Annotated in this window: 14 protein-coding genes; 9 read left to right on the top strand and 5 right to left on the bottom strand. The window is 61.1% G+C overall.

The window, feature by feature from the left end:
- Positions 1 to 180: 180 nt before the first annotated feature.
- Both ACF8GF_RS10095 and ACF8GF_RS10100 read right to left on the bottom strand, forming a co-directional pair.
- Positions 181 to 1,002, bottom strand: coding sequence for an aldo/keto reductase (locus tag ACF8GF_RS10095; protein ID WP_209966228.1), 822 nt, complete (start codon positions 1,000 to 1,002; stop codon positions 181 to 183).
- Positions 990 to 1,895, bottom strand: coding sequence for a LysR family transcriptional regulator (locus tag ACF8GF_RS10100; protein ID WP_176684304.1), 906 nt, complete (start codon positions 1,893 to 1,895; stop codon positions 990 to 992). Before ACF8GF_RS10100 ends, ACF8GF_RS10095 begins: the two co-directional genes overlap by 13 nt.
- Positions 1,896 to 2,035: 140 nt before the next feature.
- Here ACF8GF_RS10100 and ACF8GF_RS10105 point away from each other — a divergent pair, with 140 nt between their 5' ends.
- From ACF8GF_RS10105 to ACF8GF_RS10140, 8 genes are all read left to right on the top strand, one after another.
- Positions 2,036 to 2,734, top strand: a complete 699-nt coding sequence (locus tag ACF8GF_RS10105) for a CoA transferase subunit A (RefSeq protein WP_020192902.1) — start codon at positions 2,036 to 2,038, stop codon at positions 2,732 to 2,734.
- Positions 2,735 to 2,769: 35 nt separating this feature from the next.
- Positions 2,770 to 3,426, top strand: coding sequence for a CoA transferase subunit B (locus ACF8GF_RS10110; RefSeq protein WP_392519741.1), 657 nt, complete (start codon positions 2,770 to 2,772; stop codon positions 3,424 to 3,426).
- A 197-nt stretch (positions 3,427 to 3,623) separates the two neighbouring features.
- The gene (locus ACF8GF_RS10115) at positions 3,624 to 4,166 is read left to right on the top strand and encodes a helix-turn-helix domain-containing protein (protein ID WP_176684303.1); all 543 of its coding nucleotides are present in this window, start codon (positions 3,624 to 3,626) and stop codon (positions 4,164 to 4,166) included.
- Positions 4,167 to 4,411: 245 nt separating this feature from the next.
- Positions 4,412 to 4,588 carry an EPS-associated small membrane protein EppA gene (gene eppA, locus ACF8GF_RS10120; protein ID WP_004374238.1) on the top strand — a complete coding sequence of 59 codons (177 nt, stop codon included), beginning with the start codon at positions 4,412 to 4,414 and terminating at the stop codon, positions 4,586 to 4,588.
- A gap of 264 nt (positions 4,589 to 4,852) precedes the next feature.
- Positions 4,853 to 5,410, top strand: coding sequence for a polysaccharide biosynthesis/export family protein (locus tag ACF8GF_RS10125; protein ID WP_020193214.1), 558 nt, complete (start codon positions 4,853 to 4,855; stop codon positions 5,408 to 5,410).
- 24 nt (positions 5,411 to 5,434) lie between these two features.
- Positions 5,435 to 6,550, top strand: coding sequence for a hypothetical protein (locus tag ACF8GF_RS10130; RefSeq protein ID WP_392488563.1), 1,116 nt, complete (start codon positions 5,435 to 5,437; stop codon positions 6,548 to 6,550).
- A gap of 19 nt (positions 6,551 to 6,569) precedes the next feature.
- Positions 6,570 to 8,132, top strand: coding sequence for a Wzz/FepE/Etk N-terminal domain-containing protein (locus ACF8GF_RS10135; protein WP_209966226.1), 1,563 nt, complete (start codon positions 6,570 to 6,572; stop codon positions 8,130 to 8,132).
- Positions 8,133 to 8,143: 11 nt separating this feature from the next.
- Positions 8,144 to 8,950: a CpsD/CapB family tyrosine-protein kinase gene (locus tag ACF8GF_RS10140; RefSeq protein WP_176684299.1), complete on the top strand. Its 807-nt coding sequence runs from the start codon at positions 8,144 to 8,146 to the stop codon at positions 8,948 to 8,950.
- Positions 8,951 to 9,011: 61 nt separating this feature from the next.
- Here the strand turns inward: ACF8GF_RS10140 and galE are convergent, their stop codons facing one another.
- From galE to ACF8GF_RS10155, 3 genes are all read right to left on the bottom strand, one after another.
- Positions 9,012 to 9,977 carry a UDP-glucose 4-epimerase GalE gene (galE, locus tag ACF8GF_RS10145; protein ID WP_392488564.1) on the bottom strand — a complete coding sequence of 322 codons (966 nt, stop codon included), beginning with the start codon at positions 9,975 to 9,977 and terminating at the stop codon, positions 9,012 to 9,014.
- A 105-nt stretch (positions 9,978 to 10,082) separates the two neighbouring features.
- Positions 10,083 to 12,683 carry a glycosyl hydrolase family 5 gene (locus ACF8GF_RS10150; RefSeq protein WP_392461270.1) on the bottom strand — a complete coding sequence of 867 codons (2,601 nt, stop codon included), beginning with the start codon at positions 12,681 to 12,683 and terminating at the stop codon, positions 10,083 to 10,085.
- 5 nt (positions 12,684 to 12,688) lie between these two features.
- The gene (locus ACF8GF_RS10155; protein ID WP_176684296.1) at positions 12,689 to 14,215 is read right to left on the bottom strand and encodes an O-antigen ligase; all 1,527 of its coding nucleotides are present in this window, start codon (positions 14,213 to 14,215) and stop codon (positions 12,689 to 12,691) included.
- 95 nt (positions 14,216 to 14,310) lie between these two features.
- Here ACF8GF_RS10155 and ACF8GF_RS10160 point away from each other — a divergent pair, with 95 nt between their 5' ends.
- Complete coding sequence (locus ACF8GF_RS10160; protein ID WP_176684295.1) at positions 14,311 to 15,687, top strand: oligosaccharide flippase family protein; 1,377 nt, start codon at positions 14,311 to 14,313, stop codon at positions 15,685 to 15,687.
- Positions 15,688 to 15,720 lie beyond the last annotated feature (33 nt).

Consider the following 15,720-nt stretch of genomic DNA (forward strand, 5'->3'; position numbering starts at 1 on the left):
GAACGGCAGCGGCGGGCGGTGGTGGCGCAGTTGCTCAACGCTCGGTACTTGCGCGGTTCCTTGTGGGAGCGGGCGAGCCCGCGAAGCAGGCACCGCGTTGCAGGGCACCGGCCTTGCCGGTGTTCGCGGGCATGCCAGCGCCCACAGGGGTCATCTACTGATCCAGCTTGCGCTCGCCGGTTACACCATCGCCAACCGCTGCTTGTGCGTCGGCGCAGGGAACGCCCGGTCGATCGCCCCCAGGTCTTCGCTGGTCAAGGTCAGCGCTCCCGCTGCTGCATTGAGCTGCACGTGCTCGGGCGCCACCGCCTTGGGGATGGCGATCACGCCGTCATCGCGGGTCACCCAGGCCAGGCTGACCTGGGCCGGTGTGGCGCCATGGCGCTCTGCGATTTCCGCCAGTACCGGGTGCTGCAACAAGCGCCCGGCCTGAGCCAGCGGGCAGTAGGCCATGGTCGGCAAGCCACGTTTTTCGCACCACGGTAGCAAGTCGAATTCGATGCCACGCTGGGCCGGGTTGTACAACACCTGGTTGGTTGCGCAATCAGGGTTGTGCAGCTCGCGCAGGTCGTCGACGTCGAAGTTGGACACGCCCCAGCGCTTGATCTTGCCTTGCTCGCGCAAACGCTCGAAGCCTTCGACGGTTTCCTCCAGCGGGTGCTGGCCACGCCAGTGCAGCAGGTACAAGTCGATGCAGTCGGTGTCCAGCCGGGTGAGGCTGCGTTCGCAGGCAGCCGCCATGCCGCGCAGGCTGGCATTGTGCGGGTAGACCTTGCTGACCAGAAATACCTGGTCGCGGCGCCCGGCAATGGCTTGACCTACGACCTCTTCTGCCCCCCCTTCGGCATACATCTCGGCGGTGTCGATCAGGTTCAGGCCCAGCTCGATGCCCTGTTGCAGCGCCGCGACTTCGGCAGCCTTGCGACCTGGGTCTTCGCCCATGTACCAAGTGCCTTGGCCGATGGCTGGAACACTCGTGCCTGCCAGATTTACGTATCGCATGTCACCTCCGGGATCCGGGTATTGGAAAGAAGCACCTCAAGCAGTGCTTGCGCTGCAGTGGAAAGCTTGTGCTCGCTGAGGGCAATCACGCCGATGCGCCGCTCGACAGTGGGCTCGACCAAGGTGACGCAGCGGGCACCCAGTTCCTGCATCTGGTTGATGCACAGCGCCGGCACGGCACTGACCCCCAGGCCGCTGGCAACCATGCGGCCGATGGTCGTCAGCTGGTGGCTTTCGAACGCTACTGCCAGCTTGCCGTGGCGGGCCGCCACATTCTGCTCCATCAGCAGGCGCACTGCCGAAGGGCGCTGCAGGGCCACGAAATCTTCGGCCATCAGCTGTGCCCAGCTGACCTGGGGCAGCAGTGCCAAGGGTGAGTCGGCGGCCACTACCGCAACGAAGCGGTCCATGTACAACGGATGGAAGTCCAGCCCATCGATGTTATCCGGCTCGAAGCCGATGCCCAGTTCGACGCGGCGATGGCGTACCAGTTCCTGTACCTGTTCGTTGATTACGTCATGCACGGTGACGTTGACCTTGGGGTAGCGCTGGCGAAACACCTTGAGCGCGTGGGGCAACAGGTTGCCGGCAAAAGCCGGCATGGCCGCCACCGACACACGGCCCAATTGCAGGGTGAAGCGCTGGCGCAGCATCTCTTCGGTGTCGTCCCAGTCGGCAAGCAGGCGGCGTGCCAGTGGCAACAGGACTTCGCCTTCGGCAGTCAGGCTGACGCTGCGCGTGGTGCGGCTGAGCAGGGCGCCGCCGAGGTTTTCTTCCAGCGCCTTGATGGTCAGGCTCAGTGCCGGCTGCGAAACGTGCAGGTGTTCACCGGCCTGGGCGAAGCTCTGGTACTTGGCCACGGCGACAAAGGCGCGCAATTGTTTGACGTTCATGTCGGGCCTATCGTTTGTTTTGTAAAAATTATCAATCGATGACGAAAACAAAATTAACAAATCAGTCGCTTGCGGTGAAGATGTCTGCACACGCTCACCGACAGCCTCGTCGGTTAAACAACTACAAAAGGCGGATCAGCATGGCCGGACTGGACAAGCGCGTTGCAACCTATGAACAGGCCCTCGAAGGCCTGAGCGACAACATGACGGTACTGGCCGGTGGTTTCGGCCTGTGCGGCATCCCGGAAAACCTTATCAGCGAAATCAAGCGGCGTGGCGTCAAGGGCCTGACCGTGGTCTCCAACAACTGCGGTGTGGACGGTTTTGGTCTGGGCGTGCTGCTGGAAGACCGGCAAATTCGCAAGATGATCGCCTCCTACGTGGGCGAAAACGCCGAGTTCGAACGCCAGTTGCTCAGTGGCGAGCTGGAAGTGGAACTGACCCCACAGGGCACCCTCGCCGAGAAAATGCGCGCAGGTGGTGCCGGCATCCCGGCGTTCTACACCGCTACCGGCTATGGCACCCCGGTTGCCGACGGCAAGGAAGTTCGCGAGTTCAAGGGCCGCAAGTACATCCTGGAAGAATCCATCACCGGTGACTTCGCCATCGTCAAGGGCTGGAAGGCCGACCACTACGGCAACGTGGTGTACCGCAACACTGCGCAAAACTTCAACCCGCTGGCGGCCACCGCCGGCAAGATCACCGTGGTCGAAGTGGAAGAAATCGTCGAGCCCGGCGTGCTGCTGCCAAGCGAAATCCACACCCCGGGCATCTACGTGGACCGTGTCATCGTCGGCACCTTCGAAAAGCGTATCGAAAAGCGCACCGTCAAGGCCTGAGCGCCATCCACCCGAACAATAAAGAGATCCTGACCATGGCATTGACCCGCGAACAGATGGCGCAACGCGTTGCCCGTGAACTGAAGGATGGTTACTACGTCAATCTGGGCATCGGCATCCCCACCTTGGTGGCCAACTATGTACCCGCCGACATGGATGTGATGCTGCAATCGGAAAACGGCCTGCTCGGCATGGGCGAATTCCCCACCGAAAGCACCCTCGATGCCGACATGATCAACGCCGGCAAGCAAACTGTCACCGCCCGCCGCGGCGCCTCGATCTTCGATTCGGCACAATCGTTCGCCATGATCCGTGGCGGCCACGTCGACCTGACCGTACTGGGTGCTTTCGAGGTGGACGTGCAGGGCAACATCGCCTCGTGGATGATTCCTGGCAAGTTGGTCAAGGGCATGGGTGGGGCCATGGACCTGGTGTCCGGCGCCGACAACATCATCGTCACCATGACCCACGCCTCCAAGGACGGCGAGTCCAAGTTGCTGCCGCAGTGCAGCCTGCCGCTGACCGGTGCGGGCTGCATCCGCAAGGTGCTGACCGACCTGGCCTACCTGGAAATCGAAGACGGCGCCTTCATCCTGCGCGAGACCGCACCCGGGGTCAGCGTCGAGGAAATCATCGAGAAAACCGCCGGCAAGCTGATCGTGCCGGATGATGTGAAGGAAATGACATTCTGATTGCCCGCTACAGACTGCCCCTTGTAGGCACAGCTTTGTGCTGCGAAGGGGCCTGTTATGGGGTGGCCAACTCGCCACCCCTATAGCGCGAAGCTTTGCCTTACCGCCAGTGATGCCTTGATTCAAGGCCTCTGCAGGCTTGGCGTCAGCTTTCAGACGCGTATCATGGCTGCCTCAGCCTGGGAAACCCGCGTCACATGTCTATCCGATTGAAACTGCTGCGTAAGAAACTGGGGATGACCCTGGAAATGCTGGCCGAAAAGACTGGCATGACCAAAAGCTACCTGTCCAAGGTCGAGCGCGGCCTCAACACGCCCTCGATCGCCGCGGCGCTGAAACTGGCGAGAGCGCTGAACGTCAACGTCGAAGAGCTGTTCGCCGAAGAACAGGTTGGGCAGAGCCGCTACAGCCTGGTGCGCCATACCGAGCGCCAGGCCCTGGTTGGCGATGGGCAAGGGCCGGGGTACGCGGCCCTCACCAGTCAGGTTGGTCAGCGCAGCCTGCTGCCGTTTCTGATTCAGCCGCCGTCCGAGTTCAGCGACCCCACGTTCAAGGAACACCAGGGCGAAGAGTTCCTGTTTGTTCACGCAGGCCAGGTGGAAGTGGACTTCATGAGTGAGCGGGTGCTGCTGGAGCAGGGCGACGCCCTGCATTTCAACGCCCAGACGCCGCACCGGCTGCGCTCGGTAGGTGTCTCACCGGCGCAATTACTGGTCGTGGTTCACCACGCAGACGAATGAAACATCAGGGGGCAGGTATGCCCCTTGTTCTCAGCTGTGAAACGCCAGATCCATCGCGGCAGCCCTCTCTTGCATAAACTGCATGTCGTTTTTTTGACGAACTCGCCCGGCGCCCATTGAATTTTATTATGGTGTCGGATCATTGACGTAGTGTCATTGTGCCCATAAGCTCAAATCAACAACGAAACAACTCCCGCAACACCGCGCCAATAACTAATTGATTTTCCTGTTTTTAGGAGGGGAGTATGCGCACGACTCTGATAATCAAATCCATGTTCTTGCTGGTGATGCTAAGTGGTGCTGCCCGCGCGGCAGATTCGTATATAAATCAAAACAGTATCATTCCTGTTTCAACTGCAGGCTGGTTCTTTGCCTTTGCTGTCGTCGGTTTTGTTGCTGTTGCCAACCGCAGAAAGATCTGAACCGGATACCTTGTACCTGAAGTGACTGCCCATTGCCGCGAGTCCACAGGCATGGCTTGTGAATTCTCCAACCGTTGCTATATTCCCAGTAGCCCGTAGGGCCAATGTTTACAGGGCGTTGCAGCCGCGCTTGCAGCGTCAAGGCAAGGGCCTCCAGGAAGGTCGAGGCCATCGCGGCAGCAGTGCGCCGTGAAGCGGAGCGAGAGTTGGTGTGTTGTTCTCATTCAGTGCTCTTTGTCGGGCCATTTGGCCGGAGGGACCCTCATGGTGCGTTCAATGTTTGCCGCTTTCTGCATGCTGACGGTGTGGTCCGGCGCTGGCAACGCCGATCAGAGCAGTGCTGCCTACCTGCTCAGCCCCGGCGATGTGGTGATGGTTTCGGTATGGCAGGAAGAAAGCCTGCGTCAAGAAGCCACCGTACTTCCCGATGGCAGTATCACCTTCCCCCTGGCCGGGCGCATCAATGTTGCCGGGCTGGACGTGACGGCAGTCGAAAAGCAGGTCGCTGCCAAACTCGAAAAATACCTCCCCGACCCTAACGTCAGCGTTGTCGTCAAAAGCATTGCCGGCAACATGGTCTATGTACAGGGTAAAGTGATCAAACCCGGGCCCGTGCAAATGGCAGGCCCCACGGCGGTATTGCAGGCGCTGAGCATGTCGGGTGGCCTGGACAAGTTTGCAGATGAAAGCGAAATCAAGGTGGTCCGCGGCACCGGTGCTTCCCAAAAGATCCTGCCCGTGCGATATAAGGACCTGGTGTCTGGCCGGGACATGTCCACCAACATCCAACTTCAGGCTGGCGATACGCTGGTCGTTCCTTGATCTTGCCTTTAATAAGAATATTTAATGCCTCTTCTTAGAACAACTCGCATTGCAACGGCAATCCTGGTCTTGCCGTTCACGGACGCGGTACTGGCGGCAAATTGGCAGTCTACGGTGGTGGTACCGACATCCGTCGAATACGACAGCAACCCATTGCTGCTGACCTCGGGGGAAAAGGGCGTAACGCGCACGATCATCGCGCCGGATTACACCCTGATCGGCACTTTCGACCGTGACGAATTGAGGTTGGGGCTTGGCATGCATCTGCTGCGCTCGTCCGATACGGATATCGTCGATGACCGTGAAGACCCTGATATCAGCCTGGGTTGGCAGCGCACCACCGAGCGGGGGCGGTTCGGCCTGGTGGGGCGCTACAACGAAAGCTCGACGTTGTCGGGCACAGTACTGGATACCGGGGTGATTACCACCGACGGTACGCAGAAGCTTTACACCTTGACTGGCAACTGGAGCCAGGCGGTGACCGAGCGCAGTACCTTGAGCAACGAAACCACCTACAGCCGTGCCCGTTACGACATCAGCACGCTGACGGGCTACGACGAACTGGCGAACGTCTTTACCTGGACTTACGCCTGGAGTGAGCGGGCTGACCTGTATACCCGTTTTGGTGCCCGGCGCTATGAGCCCGAAGAGGACCTTACCGCGACCGCTTCCAACAGCTACAGCCCGGCGGTCGGCATCAAATACCAGCTTGCCGAAGGCTTGAGCGCCGATGCCCACGTTGGCGTCAACCAAGTGTCAGGCGACGACGGTGGCCGGCGAGGGGAGGGTGGGGTTGCGTTGCTGTACACCGGCCCGCGTGCCGATGCCAGCCTTACCGCCGAGCGCAGCACGGTGGCGAGCGCCGAAGGCGGCTTCGCCGAACTGGACCAGGTGCGTGGTGTGTGGAGCTATGCGCTGACCGAGTTGTCCCGGGTGGGCGCCGACGCCGCGTGGCAAGACAGCAAAGGGCAGTCGCCCAACACGCTGCAGACTTACAGCGTATGGGCCAGCCGCCAGTTTTCGCCTTACTGGGACCTGCGCCTGTCGCTGATGTACAAGGAACGGCAGCAGGACCATGTACCGGATGCGACCGCTACGATCGTTGGTTTGACGTTGACGTACAGGTACCCCGACATCTGAACTTCAGGCAGGTGGCCCTATGAAGTCTGACTACGAGCTCTCCCTCAGAGATTACATCGCCATTATCAAGGACAGAGCCCTGGTGTTAGGGGTGAGTGCCGCAGTCATTCTCGCCGCGACCGTGGCCGTCGCGTTGATGGTGCCGCCGATCTACCAGTCGACCGGCACCATTCTGGTTGAGTCACAGCAGATTTCGCCCGAGCTGGTGTCGACCAACAACACCAGTTTTGCCGATGAGCGCATCGAGGTGATCCGTCAACGGGTGATGACCCGCGAAAACCTGTTGCGCATCATTGGCAAGTACGACCTGTTCGCCGACAAGCGCTTCAGCGAAAGCGACAAGATCGACCAGATGCGCAACGCGATCGTGGTCGAAACCCTTACCACCTACGTGCGCGGTCGTGGTGAAGCGACCGTGGCGTTCAATGTGTCGTTCGAGCACAAGCAGGCACAAGTGGCCAAGGAAGTCGCCGACGAACTGGTGACGCTGTTCCTCAACGAAAACCTCAAGCAGCGCACCGAGCGGGCCAATGAAACCACCGAGTTCCTCACCCAGGAAGCCAACAAGCTGGGCGCCGAGCTGGCCAGCCTGGAGAACCAGCTGGCCGATTTCAAGCAGGCCCACGCCAATGCCTTGCCCGAGCACCAGACCCTGCGCATGAACATGTTGTCGCGTGCGGAGCTGGAGTTCCGTGAGGTCGACCGTGACTACAAGGCTGCCCAGGAAGAGCTGCGCTACCTGGAACTGGAGCTGTCTGCGGCCAATGCCGGCCTTGCCACCAAGGTTGCCGAAGGCACCCGGTCAACCCGTGCTGACCCGCCCGAGGACCTGCCAAGCCTGAAAGCCGAATACGCGCGGCTGATGACCCGCTACAAGGACGCCCACCCGGATGTGGTGGCGGTCAAACGCAAGATCCAGGCGCTCGAAGCCAGCGGTGGCCGCACTGCTGCAGCTTCTACGGTCAGCCTCGACGTGGCCCGTGTCCGCGCCAAAATGAGCGCCGCCCAGGTACGTATTGCCTCGCTGGCAGAGCAAAAGCGCGAGCTGACCCGGAAAATGGAAGGCTACGAAGCGGAGATCCTCGAGGCACCGCAGGTCGAGCGCGGCCTGGTGACTTTGATGCGTGACCACGACAACGCACGCAAGAAATACGAAGAGATTCGTGCCAAGGAAATGGGCGCAAAGATTACCGAAAGCCTCGAGCAGGAAAACAAGGCTGAACGCTTCGTACTGCTCGAGCCCCCCCTGTTGCCTGAGAAGCCGATCAAGCCTAACCGCAAGAAGATCGCTGCGCTGGGCCTGGTGTTGGCACCGGCCGGTGGCGGTGCGCTGGTGATGCTGCTGGAGATGCTCAATCAGCGTGTGCGCGGCGTTGGTGCCCTGGAAAGCCTGCTGGGCAAACGGGTGCTGATGGCACTGCCCTATATCGATACCCGGGCCGACGTGGCCCGACGCAGGCGCTGGCGCAATCGCCTGATCCTGGCGGCACTGGCGCTGGCAGCTATCATGATAGGGCTGGTGCACGTGTTCTACATGCCACTGGATGTGCTGTTGTACAAAGTCATGTCTCGGTTTGTATAGGGAAAGCAGTGATGGACAGGATCAAGCCGGCTGTTGGCAACAATATTCATCAGGTTACCCCGGGTACCCCCCAGGCACTGTCTCCCGCCCCCGGTACGGCGCTGGCAGAAGTGCCGGGGCAGTTCGATTACGTGAACACCAAAGTGGTACCACTGCGTCCAGACCACCTGGAGCGTAACCGCATCGTCGCGTACAACAAGAACTCCAACATGAACGGGCCGATCGACCTGTTGCGTACGCAGGTGCTCAGGGCCATGGACGAGAACGGCTGGCGTACCTTGGCCATCACCTCGCCAACGCCGGAAGCGGGCAAGACAATGTTGGCGATCAACCTGGCCATGAGCATTGCCCACCACACCACCAAGACTGCGTTACTGGTGGACTTCGACCTGCGCCGGCCCAAGGTCGGCAGCTACCTGGGCCTGCCCATGGAGCAGGCACTGAACGAGCTTCTGGCGGACAAGGCCGAGTTGCAGGACTGCCTGGTCAACCCCACCTTGCCGCGCTTTGTGGTGCTGCCGACGCGGGTACCCGTGCCCCTGTCGACCGAGATGCTGTCCTCGCCCAAGGTAAACAACCTGATTGGCGAATTGCGCAACCGCTACGAGTCGCGCATCTGCATTTTCGATTTGCCACCGCTGCTCAGCTCGGACGATGCGATCACCGTCATGCCCAAGTTCGACTGTGTGTTGCTGGTGGTGGCCAACGGGATGAACAACAAGAAGGAAATCGAGGATTGCCTGCATCACCTGGCCACGGTGAACCTGATCGGGACAGTGTTGAACAAGGCTGACGAACAGCCGCGTACCTATTACTGAGCCTTCTGGCCGTCCGCCTGTAGGTGCGGCCTTGTGCTGCGCCTACAGGGAACGAGCCCACTCAGCGCTCCCAGGGATACTGCAACTCCCACTGCCACGCATGCCGCACAATCTCCCCCAGCGAAGCGAACGCCGGGCGCCAGCCCAGCACGTGCATGGCTTTGCTCGCATCCGCCACCAGCCGTGGCGGGTCGCCGGCGCGGCGCGGTGCGTCAAGGGCATTGATCTGCCGCCCGGTCACTGCCCGGGCCGTATCGATCACCTCCTGCACCGAAAAGCCCAGGCCATTGCCCAGGTTGAACGCGGCACGCTCGCCACCGGCCCGTAAATAATCCACCGCCAGTGCATGGGCCGCCGCCAGGTCTGCAACATGCACGTAGTCGCGAATGCAGGTGCCATCCGGTGTGTCGTAGTCACGACCGAACACTGTCACCGCCTCGCGCCGGCCAGATGCAGCCTGCAGGATCAAGGGGATCAGATGGGTTTCCGGGTCGTGACGTTCCCCGAGCTGACCTTCCGGGTCAGCGCCCGCTGCATTGAAATAGCGTAGGCATACCGACTTCAAACCATAGGCCCGGTCGAAGTCCTCAAGAATCTGCTCGACCATCCATTTGCTCAATCCGTACGGGTTGATCGGCACCTTGGTGTGCGCTTCATCGATCGGCACGTACTGCGGGTTGCCGTAAACGGCGGCGCTCGAAGAAAACACCAGGTGCCTGATGCCGGCATTGACCATGGCCTGCAGCAGGGCAAGGGTGGCTGCGACGTTGTTCTGGTAGTACTTGCCGGGCGCGCTGACCGACTCGCCCACTTGAATGAACGAGGCGAAGTGAAACACAGCATCGAAGCGGCACACGCCAAACAGCACGTCCAGTGCGGCTTCGTCGGCGATGTCGAGCCTGGCCCACTGGATACCGGGGCCAGGTGAGACCAGGTCCGCGACCAGTACTTCATGGCCGGCGGCGAGCAGGTGCTTGACCATGTGCGAACCAATGTAGCCCGCACCACCCACAACCAGATATTTCATCCCCACCTCCTGGAATCTGCTGTTTACAGACGCAGTGAACACTCCCTGACACGTGCAGGTGGGATGATCATCTACAGGTGACCTGAGCGTAGATGGCCCTATGCTCTATTTCAAGAATAGCCAGTTGGACATGTAGGTGCCGTCGAAGGTAATGGTGTATTGCCCCTCCTTGTAGGCCACCGGCAGCGGTTTCAACTGCACCTGTGCATCGCGGGCGAACAGTTTCAGGCCGGCGGGTGCCTTGATGTTCAGGCTGCCTTCAAGGGGCTCCACATTGAACGGCGTCTTGTCATCGGCCTTGGGCATCGCACGGGTGCCCAGAGACAGCAGAAGCTCGCGCGACTGACCCAGTGGCTTGCCGTCCAGGCTCTGGACCACCACGCTGGCGTAAGGCGTTTTCGTATGTATCTGAATGGCACCCAGGTTGATCGGGCGGCCGCCCAGCCAGCCGCTGGCGGCCTGGGTCAATGGCGTGTCGATGGTGTAGATGCCTTGTTGCCAGTTGCGCCTGAGTTCGCCAGTGTCGGTCACCGACTCGGTGGCATCGGCGGCCAGCAGCGCTTGCCCCGGGTCGTGCAGCACCTGCGCGTCTGCCGGGATGGGTGCGGGTTTCAGCCAAGGCAATTCCGGCGTGTGTGGCAGGGCGATCTGCAACTGGCCCTTTTCCATGGCCGTGCGCAGCAGCGGTGAGTTACGCGGGGTGATCTCCTGGTTGTACAGGGTGGCAGGTGTCGGTGCGAACACGTAGCGAGTGGTGGCTGGTTTTACGTCCGCACGGCGATAGAGCAGGGCAGCGGCGGGCAGGGTGGCGATCATCGCCGGGTCGTTGTACGCGTGCCAGTTGTCCGCCGTGCGCCAACCCGGGTTGAACGCCTGTTGGCTGTAGGCGTATTGCAGCATGGCGTCCCAGCCTTGGTGGCTGGCGGTGCCGGCGATGTAAATCGGCAGCGAGTGACGGTCAGGCAGCGGGAAGGGCTCGGCGTTCCACTCGGTGACGGTCAGCGGTTTGCCGACGATCTGGGCGGCAGCAATCCAGTCGATCATGCCGTCGCTGGTCAGTGGGTTCTTCTCCAGTTGGCCTGTGTCGCCGTAGCTGTGGGCGTCGATGACATCGCCAACGCTCAGTGCCGGCAGTGCGCTAAGCCCATTGCCGCCCCAGGTGCTGGTGGTAGCAATGGGGACTTTCACGCCCACGCTGCGCAAGTGGGCGATCATGTCGGCATTGAAGCGTTGTTCCAGTTCGTTGAGCAACAGCTTCGACGGCCCATGCTCCCAGGCCCGCCAGGTCAGGTCGGCGGGCAGGTCAAACTGTTTGGCAAAGGCCTTGGCCGCCGTCATGTAGCGCGCGCTGTGGCGCGGTACATCCTTGTTCGGCATCAGGGCGTTGCCGTAATGCTGGGTCAGGTCATTCTCGTTGGTGATCAGCACGGCGGCGATGGCCGGGTCGTCCTTGTAGGCCAGGCCCGTGTATTCGTTCACATGGGTCAGGTACTGCTCGGCGAAGCGTTTCATCGCTTGCCGCATGCTGTCGTTCACGTAGGCGTAGCCCTTCAGGTCGACGCGGCCGTCCTTTTCAGGCAGCTCCCTGATGTCTTCAATATTGTCGTTGGCGGTAAACCCACGCTGCACATGCATGTCCAGCCAGATGTAGATGCCTTCGTCCTTGAGTGACTTGATCCACAGGTCGAGCTTGCGCAGCGATTCGGCGCTGAGTTGCTGGGTATCGCGCACCAAGGTGCCGTCGCCAAATACGTTGGGGCTGACCCAGGGCGAGTCGTGGTGATGCAGGCGCACCAGGTTGAAACCCAGTGCCGAAAGGCGTTTGGCTTGTTGGCGGATTTCGTCGTCGGGGCTTTTGAACAGCGAGTAGGCCGACAGGTTGGTGCCCCAGAAGCGTATCGGGGTGTTGTCGGCGAACATCAACTGGTCGCCGACCGCCTTGACGAAGCCACGCTTGCCGGCGGGTTTTTCTGCTGCGTTGAGGAACGACAGGTCCACCGGCGAGGTGCGCCAGTCCAGCTGGTCATCAGGCCAGTTGGCAGGGTCTGCCAGGCCGAAGCGCTCGCTGGGGGTAGGGCCGAGTTCGATGTCGCCAGTCACGTTGAGCACGGCCTTGAGCTGTTGGCGGCCGGCGCTGATCGGGTCCTTGTAGAGGAATGCGCGCAGCTCGGACGGGTTGCCGCGCTCGAAATAGACCTTGGCCAGTGGCGGGTCGAAACGCATTTCGATGCGTCGCCCCTGGTCGGCCTTGCCCCACGTCCAGCCGCGGTTGTCGGGCAGCAACTGCGGGGCTCCCATGTCGCCGGCGATTTGCGCCGGGTCGAACTGGAACACCATGCCGCCTCCCATGACACCGCTCTGGCGGCTGTGGGCGTCGAGGTCGAAGGCCCAGCTCAGGGTTTGCGCTTGTTCCTTACGGATGTCAGCCTGCAGGTCGAAGTCCAGTTCCTTGTTCTTGCCCTGCAGCGTGTAGTGGTAAGGGCCATTGACCTTGAAGTCGGTATGGAAACCGGTCCAGCTCCAGTTGGCAGCCCAGAAATCGAATTTGGCCTTCATGACCGGGCCACCGCCGTGTGTCACGGTAGGCAAGCCATTTTGCTCATCGACACTGACCTGCCAGTCTGAAGCCCAGCTGGCCAGCGGCAGCAGGGCCAGGCCGGCAATGGCCGAAAGGTGCACATAATGACGCAGGGACAGCCTGTTCATGCACTTTACCTGAGTTGTAGGTCGGGTTCTGCCAGTTCCATGACCTGGCTGTTGTGCAGCCGGCGAACCATCTGGATGTAGGCCACGCCCAGGCCAGCAATAGACCAGTACACCACCGGGATGAAGGTGATGCTGCTGACCGTGAAGATGATGACCAGAATGCCGATCAGCGTTGCCAGCAACACCCGGCCGAGCTGTCGTCGCTCGTCGTCCTTGTCGGCGAAGCTGAGCATGGCTCTACGGATACCCAGCAGCACCACGGCAAAGAACGCCACGAACAGGCCTAGCCCGATCAGGCCGACCCGCAGCGCGAGGTTGATGTAGGTGTTGACAATGTCGATGATGCCATCGCCCTGGATCATCGCCTGCATTTCGGGTGTGTTGCGGAAGTCGAAGGAGCCGAACAACGGATTGCGCTGGATGACGATCCAGGAGTTGTCCATCAGCCGTTCGCGGTAGGTGATGTTCTCTTTCTCGAGGTTGCCGATGAACGGCAGCAGGTCCAGCACCTTGTCGCCACCGGGCACCACGGTCAGCAAGGGCAACGCCAGCATGCCAGCCGCACCTAGTAGCGCCAGGCGCTTGAAGGCACCTTTGCCCAAGGCGATGAACACCACCACGATGACCAAGGTGCCGACCCACGGGCCGCGTGACAATGGCGCGAACAGCCCGGCGGCCAACAGCAGGGCACCCATGGCCCTGTGCAGTGGGCGTTGCACATAGCCCTGCACGAACAGGAACAGGCCGATGGCCACGCTCATCACGTAACCCAATACAATCGCCTGGCCGGTGGTGACGCTCGCCCGCAACGCACCGCCACGGCTGAGGTAGCCGGACATGCTCCAGGGTACGCCCATGGCGTCGACCAGGGCGCTGTACAGCAGCCAGTGGCGCACATACTCGGCCACGGCGATCAGTGCCATGACGAAAGAGGCGAGCACGAAGGCCAGCAGGGTGTCCTTGAAGTCGCTGATCTGGCGCAGGCCACGGCTGGCCACGTAATACGGCAGGAGTACGTCGACATACAGGTACAGCGCCTGGCGCAGCGTGTCGGTAAGGGTGGTTTCGCGCAAATAGAGCACGCTCATCAGCAGCAGGCCGGCCGCCAGCAATTTATCGGCCCAGGTGCGGCCAAAGCGCAGGGTGTCACTTTGCCGGCGCAGGTGCAGCGCGGCCGGCAGCAGCACGCAGAGGGTCAACAGGCGAATATGGTTCAGGTCGACCAGATAGTTGACCACGCCAAACCCGGGCACCTGTACCGAGGCTGGCGGTATCAGGAACAGCAGCATGTAGAACAGCGCCAAGGGGTTGTGCTCGCGGCGCCCGGCTAGCCACAGGACGACCGCGCCCACACCCAGGTACAGCCAGAAGCTGTGCGAGAAAAAAGCCAGCAGCGTCAGCAGGAACCACAGATTGCGCCGGCGCTTGTAGTCGCTGAGCGGAATCAGGTCGGTGGCAGGCCGCCGCGCCATCAGGAAGACCACGCTCGCCAAAAACAGGATGACGATCAACGCACGAAAATGTTCAGGCATTGGCTATGTACACCTTTCCCTTGGTGGGCAACGGCTAGCATCATGGCTAATTGAAACTATAGTGACTTTTAGCCAATCAGTCAGAGATTGAAGTCATGCCGTCGATTGATGTGTCAGCCGCCGCGAGCCTGCGCAAGCGGGCCCTGAGAGCCGGGTCGTGGAACCTGGTCTCGCAGGTGGCTTCACAGGTGATGCGCCTGGGCGGCAATCTGATCATGGCCCGCTTGCTGCTGCCGGAAATGTTCGGGGTGATGGTCATTGCCACCACTGTTTCGATACTGCTGCATTTGCTTTCCGATGTCGGCCTGCGCCAGAACATCATCCAGAGCCACCGTGGTGACGATCCGGATTTTCTCAATACCGCCTGGACCGTGCAGATCATCCGCGGTTTCCTGCTGTTTGCCCTTACCCTGCTGCTGGCCCTGGGGGCTTGGTTGGCGCAACTGGCCGAGCTGTGGCCGGCCGACTCCACCTATGCCGCTCCCGTACTGCCGATGGTGCTGGCAGTAACCGGCTTGTCGGCGGCCATCTGGGGTTTCCAGTCCACCAAGATAGATGTGGCGGTACGAACTTTCCAACAAAAGCGCGTGGTGCTGGTCGACCTTGGCTCGCAGGTGGCCGGCCTGGTGGTCATGCTGGTGCTGGGCTTGCTGACCCATTCGATCTGGGCGCTGGTGTTATCAGGCCTGGTTTCGGCGGTGGTCTGGACCGTGCTGGGGCATACCGCCCTGGAAGGGCCCACCAACCACCTGCGCTGGGACCGTTCGGCGCTGACCGAGCTGATCGTGTTTGGCCGCTGGATCCTGTTGTCGTCGATGGTCGGCGTGCTGGCGATGTACGGCGACCGCATGTGGTTTGGTGCCAGCATGTCGGCGGCGCAGCTGGGTGTGTATTCGATCGCCGTGCTGATCCTGGGTGCGGTGCAGACCGCGCTCATGAAAATTGTCGGCGCGGTGGCGCTGCCAGCTTTCAGCGAAGCGGCCCGGGCCGACGACAAGCAGCGCCTGAAAGCGCTGTATTTCCGCTTTCGGCTGCTGGTCGACCTGCTGGTGCTGTTCATTTGTGGCGGGTTCCTGACCGCCAGCCCATTGCTGATTGGCTGGATGTATGACGATCGCTACCGCGAAGCAGGGCCGATGCTGGCGATTCTTTCGCTATCGTTCATCGTATTGCGCTATACCTTGGCTCATCAGGTGTGGATTGCCTTGGGCCTGACCAAGTACCAGGCCATGGACAACATCATCCGCCTGGTCTCGTTGTGGGGACTGTTGCCGCTGCTGCTGGCGATTGGCGGGGTGGAGTGGGCTATCTGGGGGGTTGCCCTGCATGCTGTGCCAACGCTGGTGCTGGTTGTGTACGTGAACTGCAAACTGGATATCTTCAGCCTCAAACGTGAGCTGGTGGTACTGCCGATGTTGCTGGTCGGGGCGCTGTGCGGGGCACTGCTGACGGCCTTTTTCAACTGGCTGTAGCGCAGTTTGCCGGGTGTAACTTTCATGGCTACA

Origin of the sequence: Pseudomonas sp. yb_5 (assembly GCF_043103865.1) — a bacterium.
GTDB classification, from domain to species: Bacteria; Pseudomonadota; Gammaproteobacteria; order Pseudomonadales; family Pseudomonadaceae; genus Aquipseudomonas; species Aquipseudomonas putida_Y.

Coding starts and splice junctions, on each gene's coding strand:
- ACF8GF_RS10095 (WP_209966228.1), bottom strand. CDS start 1,002: ATGCGATACGTAAATCTGGCAGGCACGAGTGTTCCAGCCATCGGCCAA.
- ACF8GF_RS10100 (WP_176684304.1), bottom strand. CDS start 1,895: ATGAACGTCAAACAATTGCGCGCCTTTGTCGCCGTGGCCAAGTACCAG.
- ACF8GF_RS10105 (WP_020192902.1), top strand. CDS start 2,036: ATGGCCGGACTGGACAAGCGCGTTGCAACCTATGAACAGGCCCTCGAA.
- ACF8GF_RS10110 (WP_392519741.1), top strand. CDS start 2,770: ATGGCATTGACCCGCGAACAGATGGCGCAACGCGTTGCCCGTGAACTG.
- ACF8GF_RS10115 (WP_176684303.1), top strand. CDS start 3,624: ATGTCTATCCGATTGAAACTGCTGCGTAAGAAACTGGGGATGACCCTG.
- eppA (WP_004374238.1), top strand. CDS start 4,412: ATGCGCACGACTCTGATAATCAAATCCATGTTCTTGCTGGTGATGCTA.
- ACF8GF_RS10125 (WP_020193214.1), top strand. CDS start 4,853: ATGGTGCGTTCAATGTTTGCCGCTTTCTGCATGCTGACGGTGTGGTCC.
- ACF8GF_RS10130 (WP_392488563.1), top strand. CDS start 5,435: ATGCCTCTTCTTAGAACAACTCGCATTGCAACGGCAATCCTGGTCTTG.
- ACF8GF_RS10135 (WP_209966226.1), top strand. CDS start 6,570: ATGAAGTCTGACTACGAGCTCTCCCTCAGAGATTACATCGCCATTATC.
- ACF8GF_RS10140 (WP_176684299.1), top strand. CDS start 8,144: ATGGACAGGATCAAGCCGGCTGTTGGCAACAATATTCATCAGGTTACC.
- galE (WP_392488564.1), bottom strand. CDS start 9,977: ATGAAATATCTGGTTGTGGGTGGTGCGGGCTACATTGGTTCGCACATG.
- ACF8GF_RS10150 (WP_392461270.1), bottom strand. CDS start 12,683: ATGAACAGGCTGTCCCTGCGTCATTATGTGCACCTTTCGGCCATTGCC.
- ACF8GF_RS10155 (WP_176684296.1), bottom strand. CDS start 14,215: ATGCCTGAACATTTTCGTGCGTTGATCGTCATCCTGTTTTTGGCGAGC.
- ACF8GF_RS10160 (WP_176684295.1), top strand. CDS start 14,311: ATGCCGTCGATTGATGTGTCAGCCGCCGCGAGCCTGCGCAAGCGGGCC.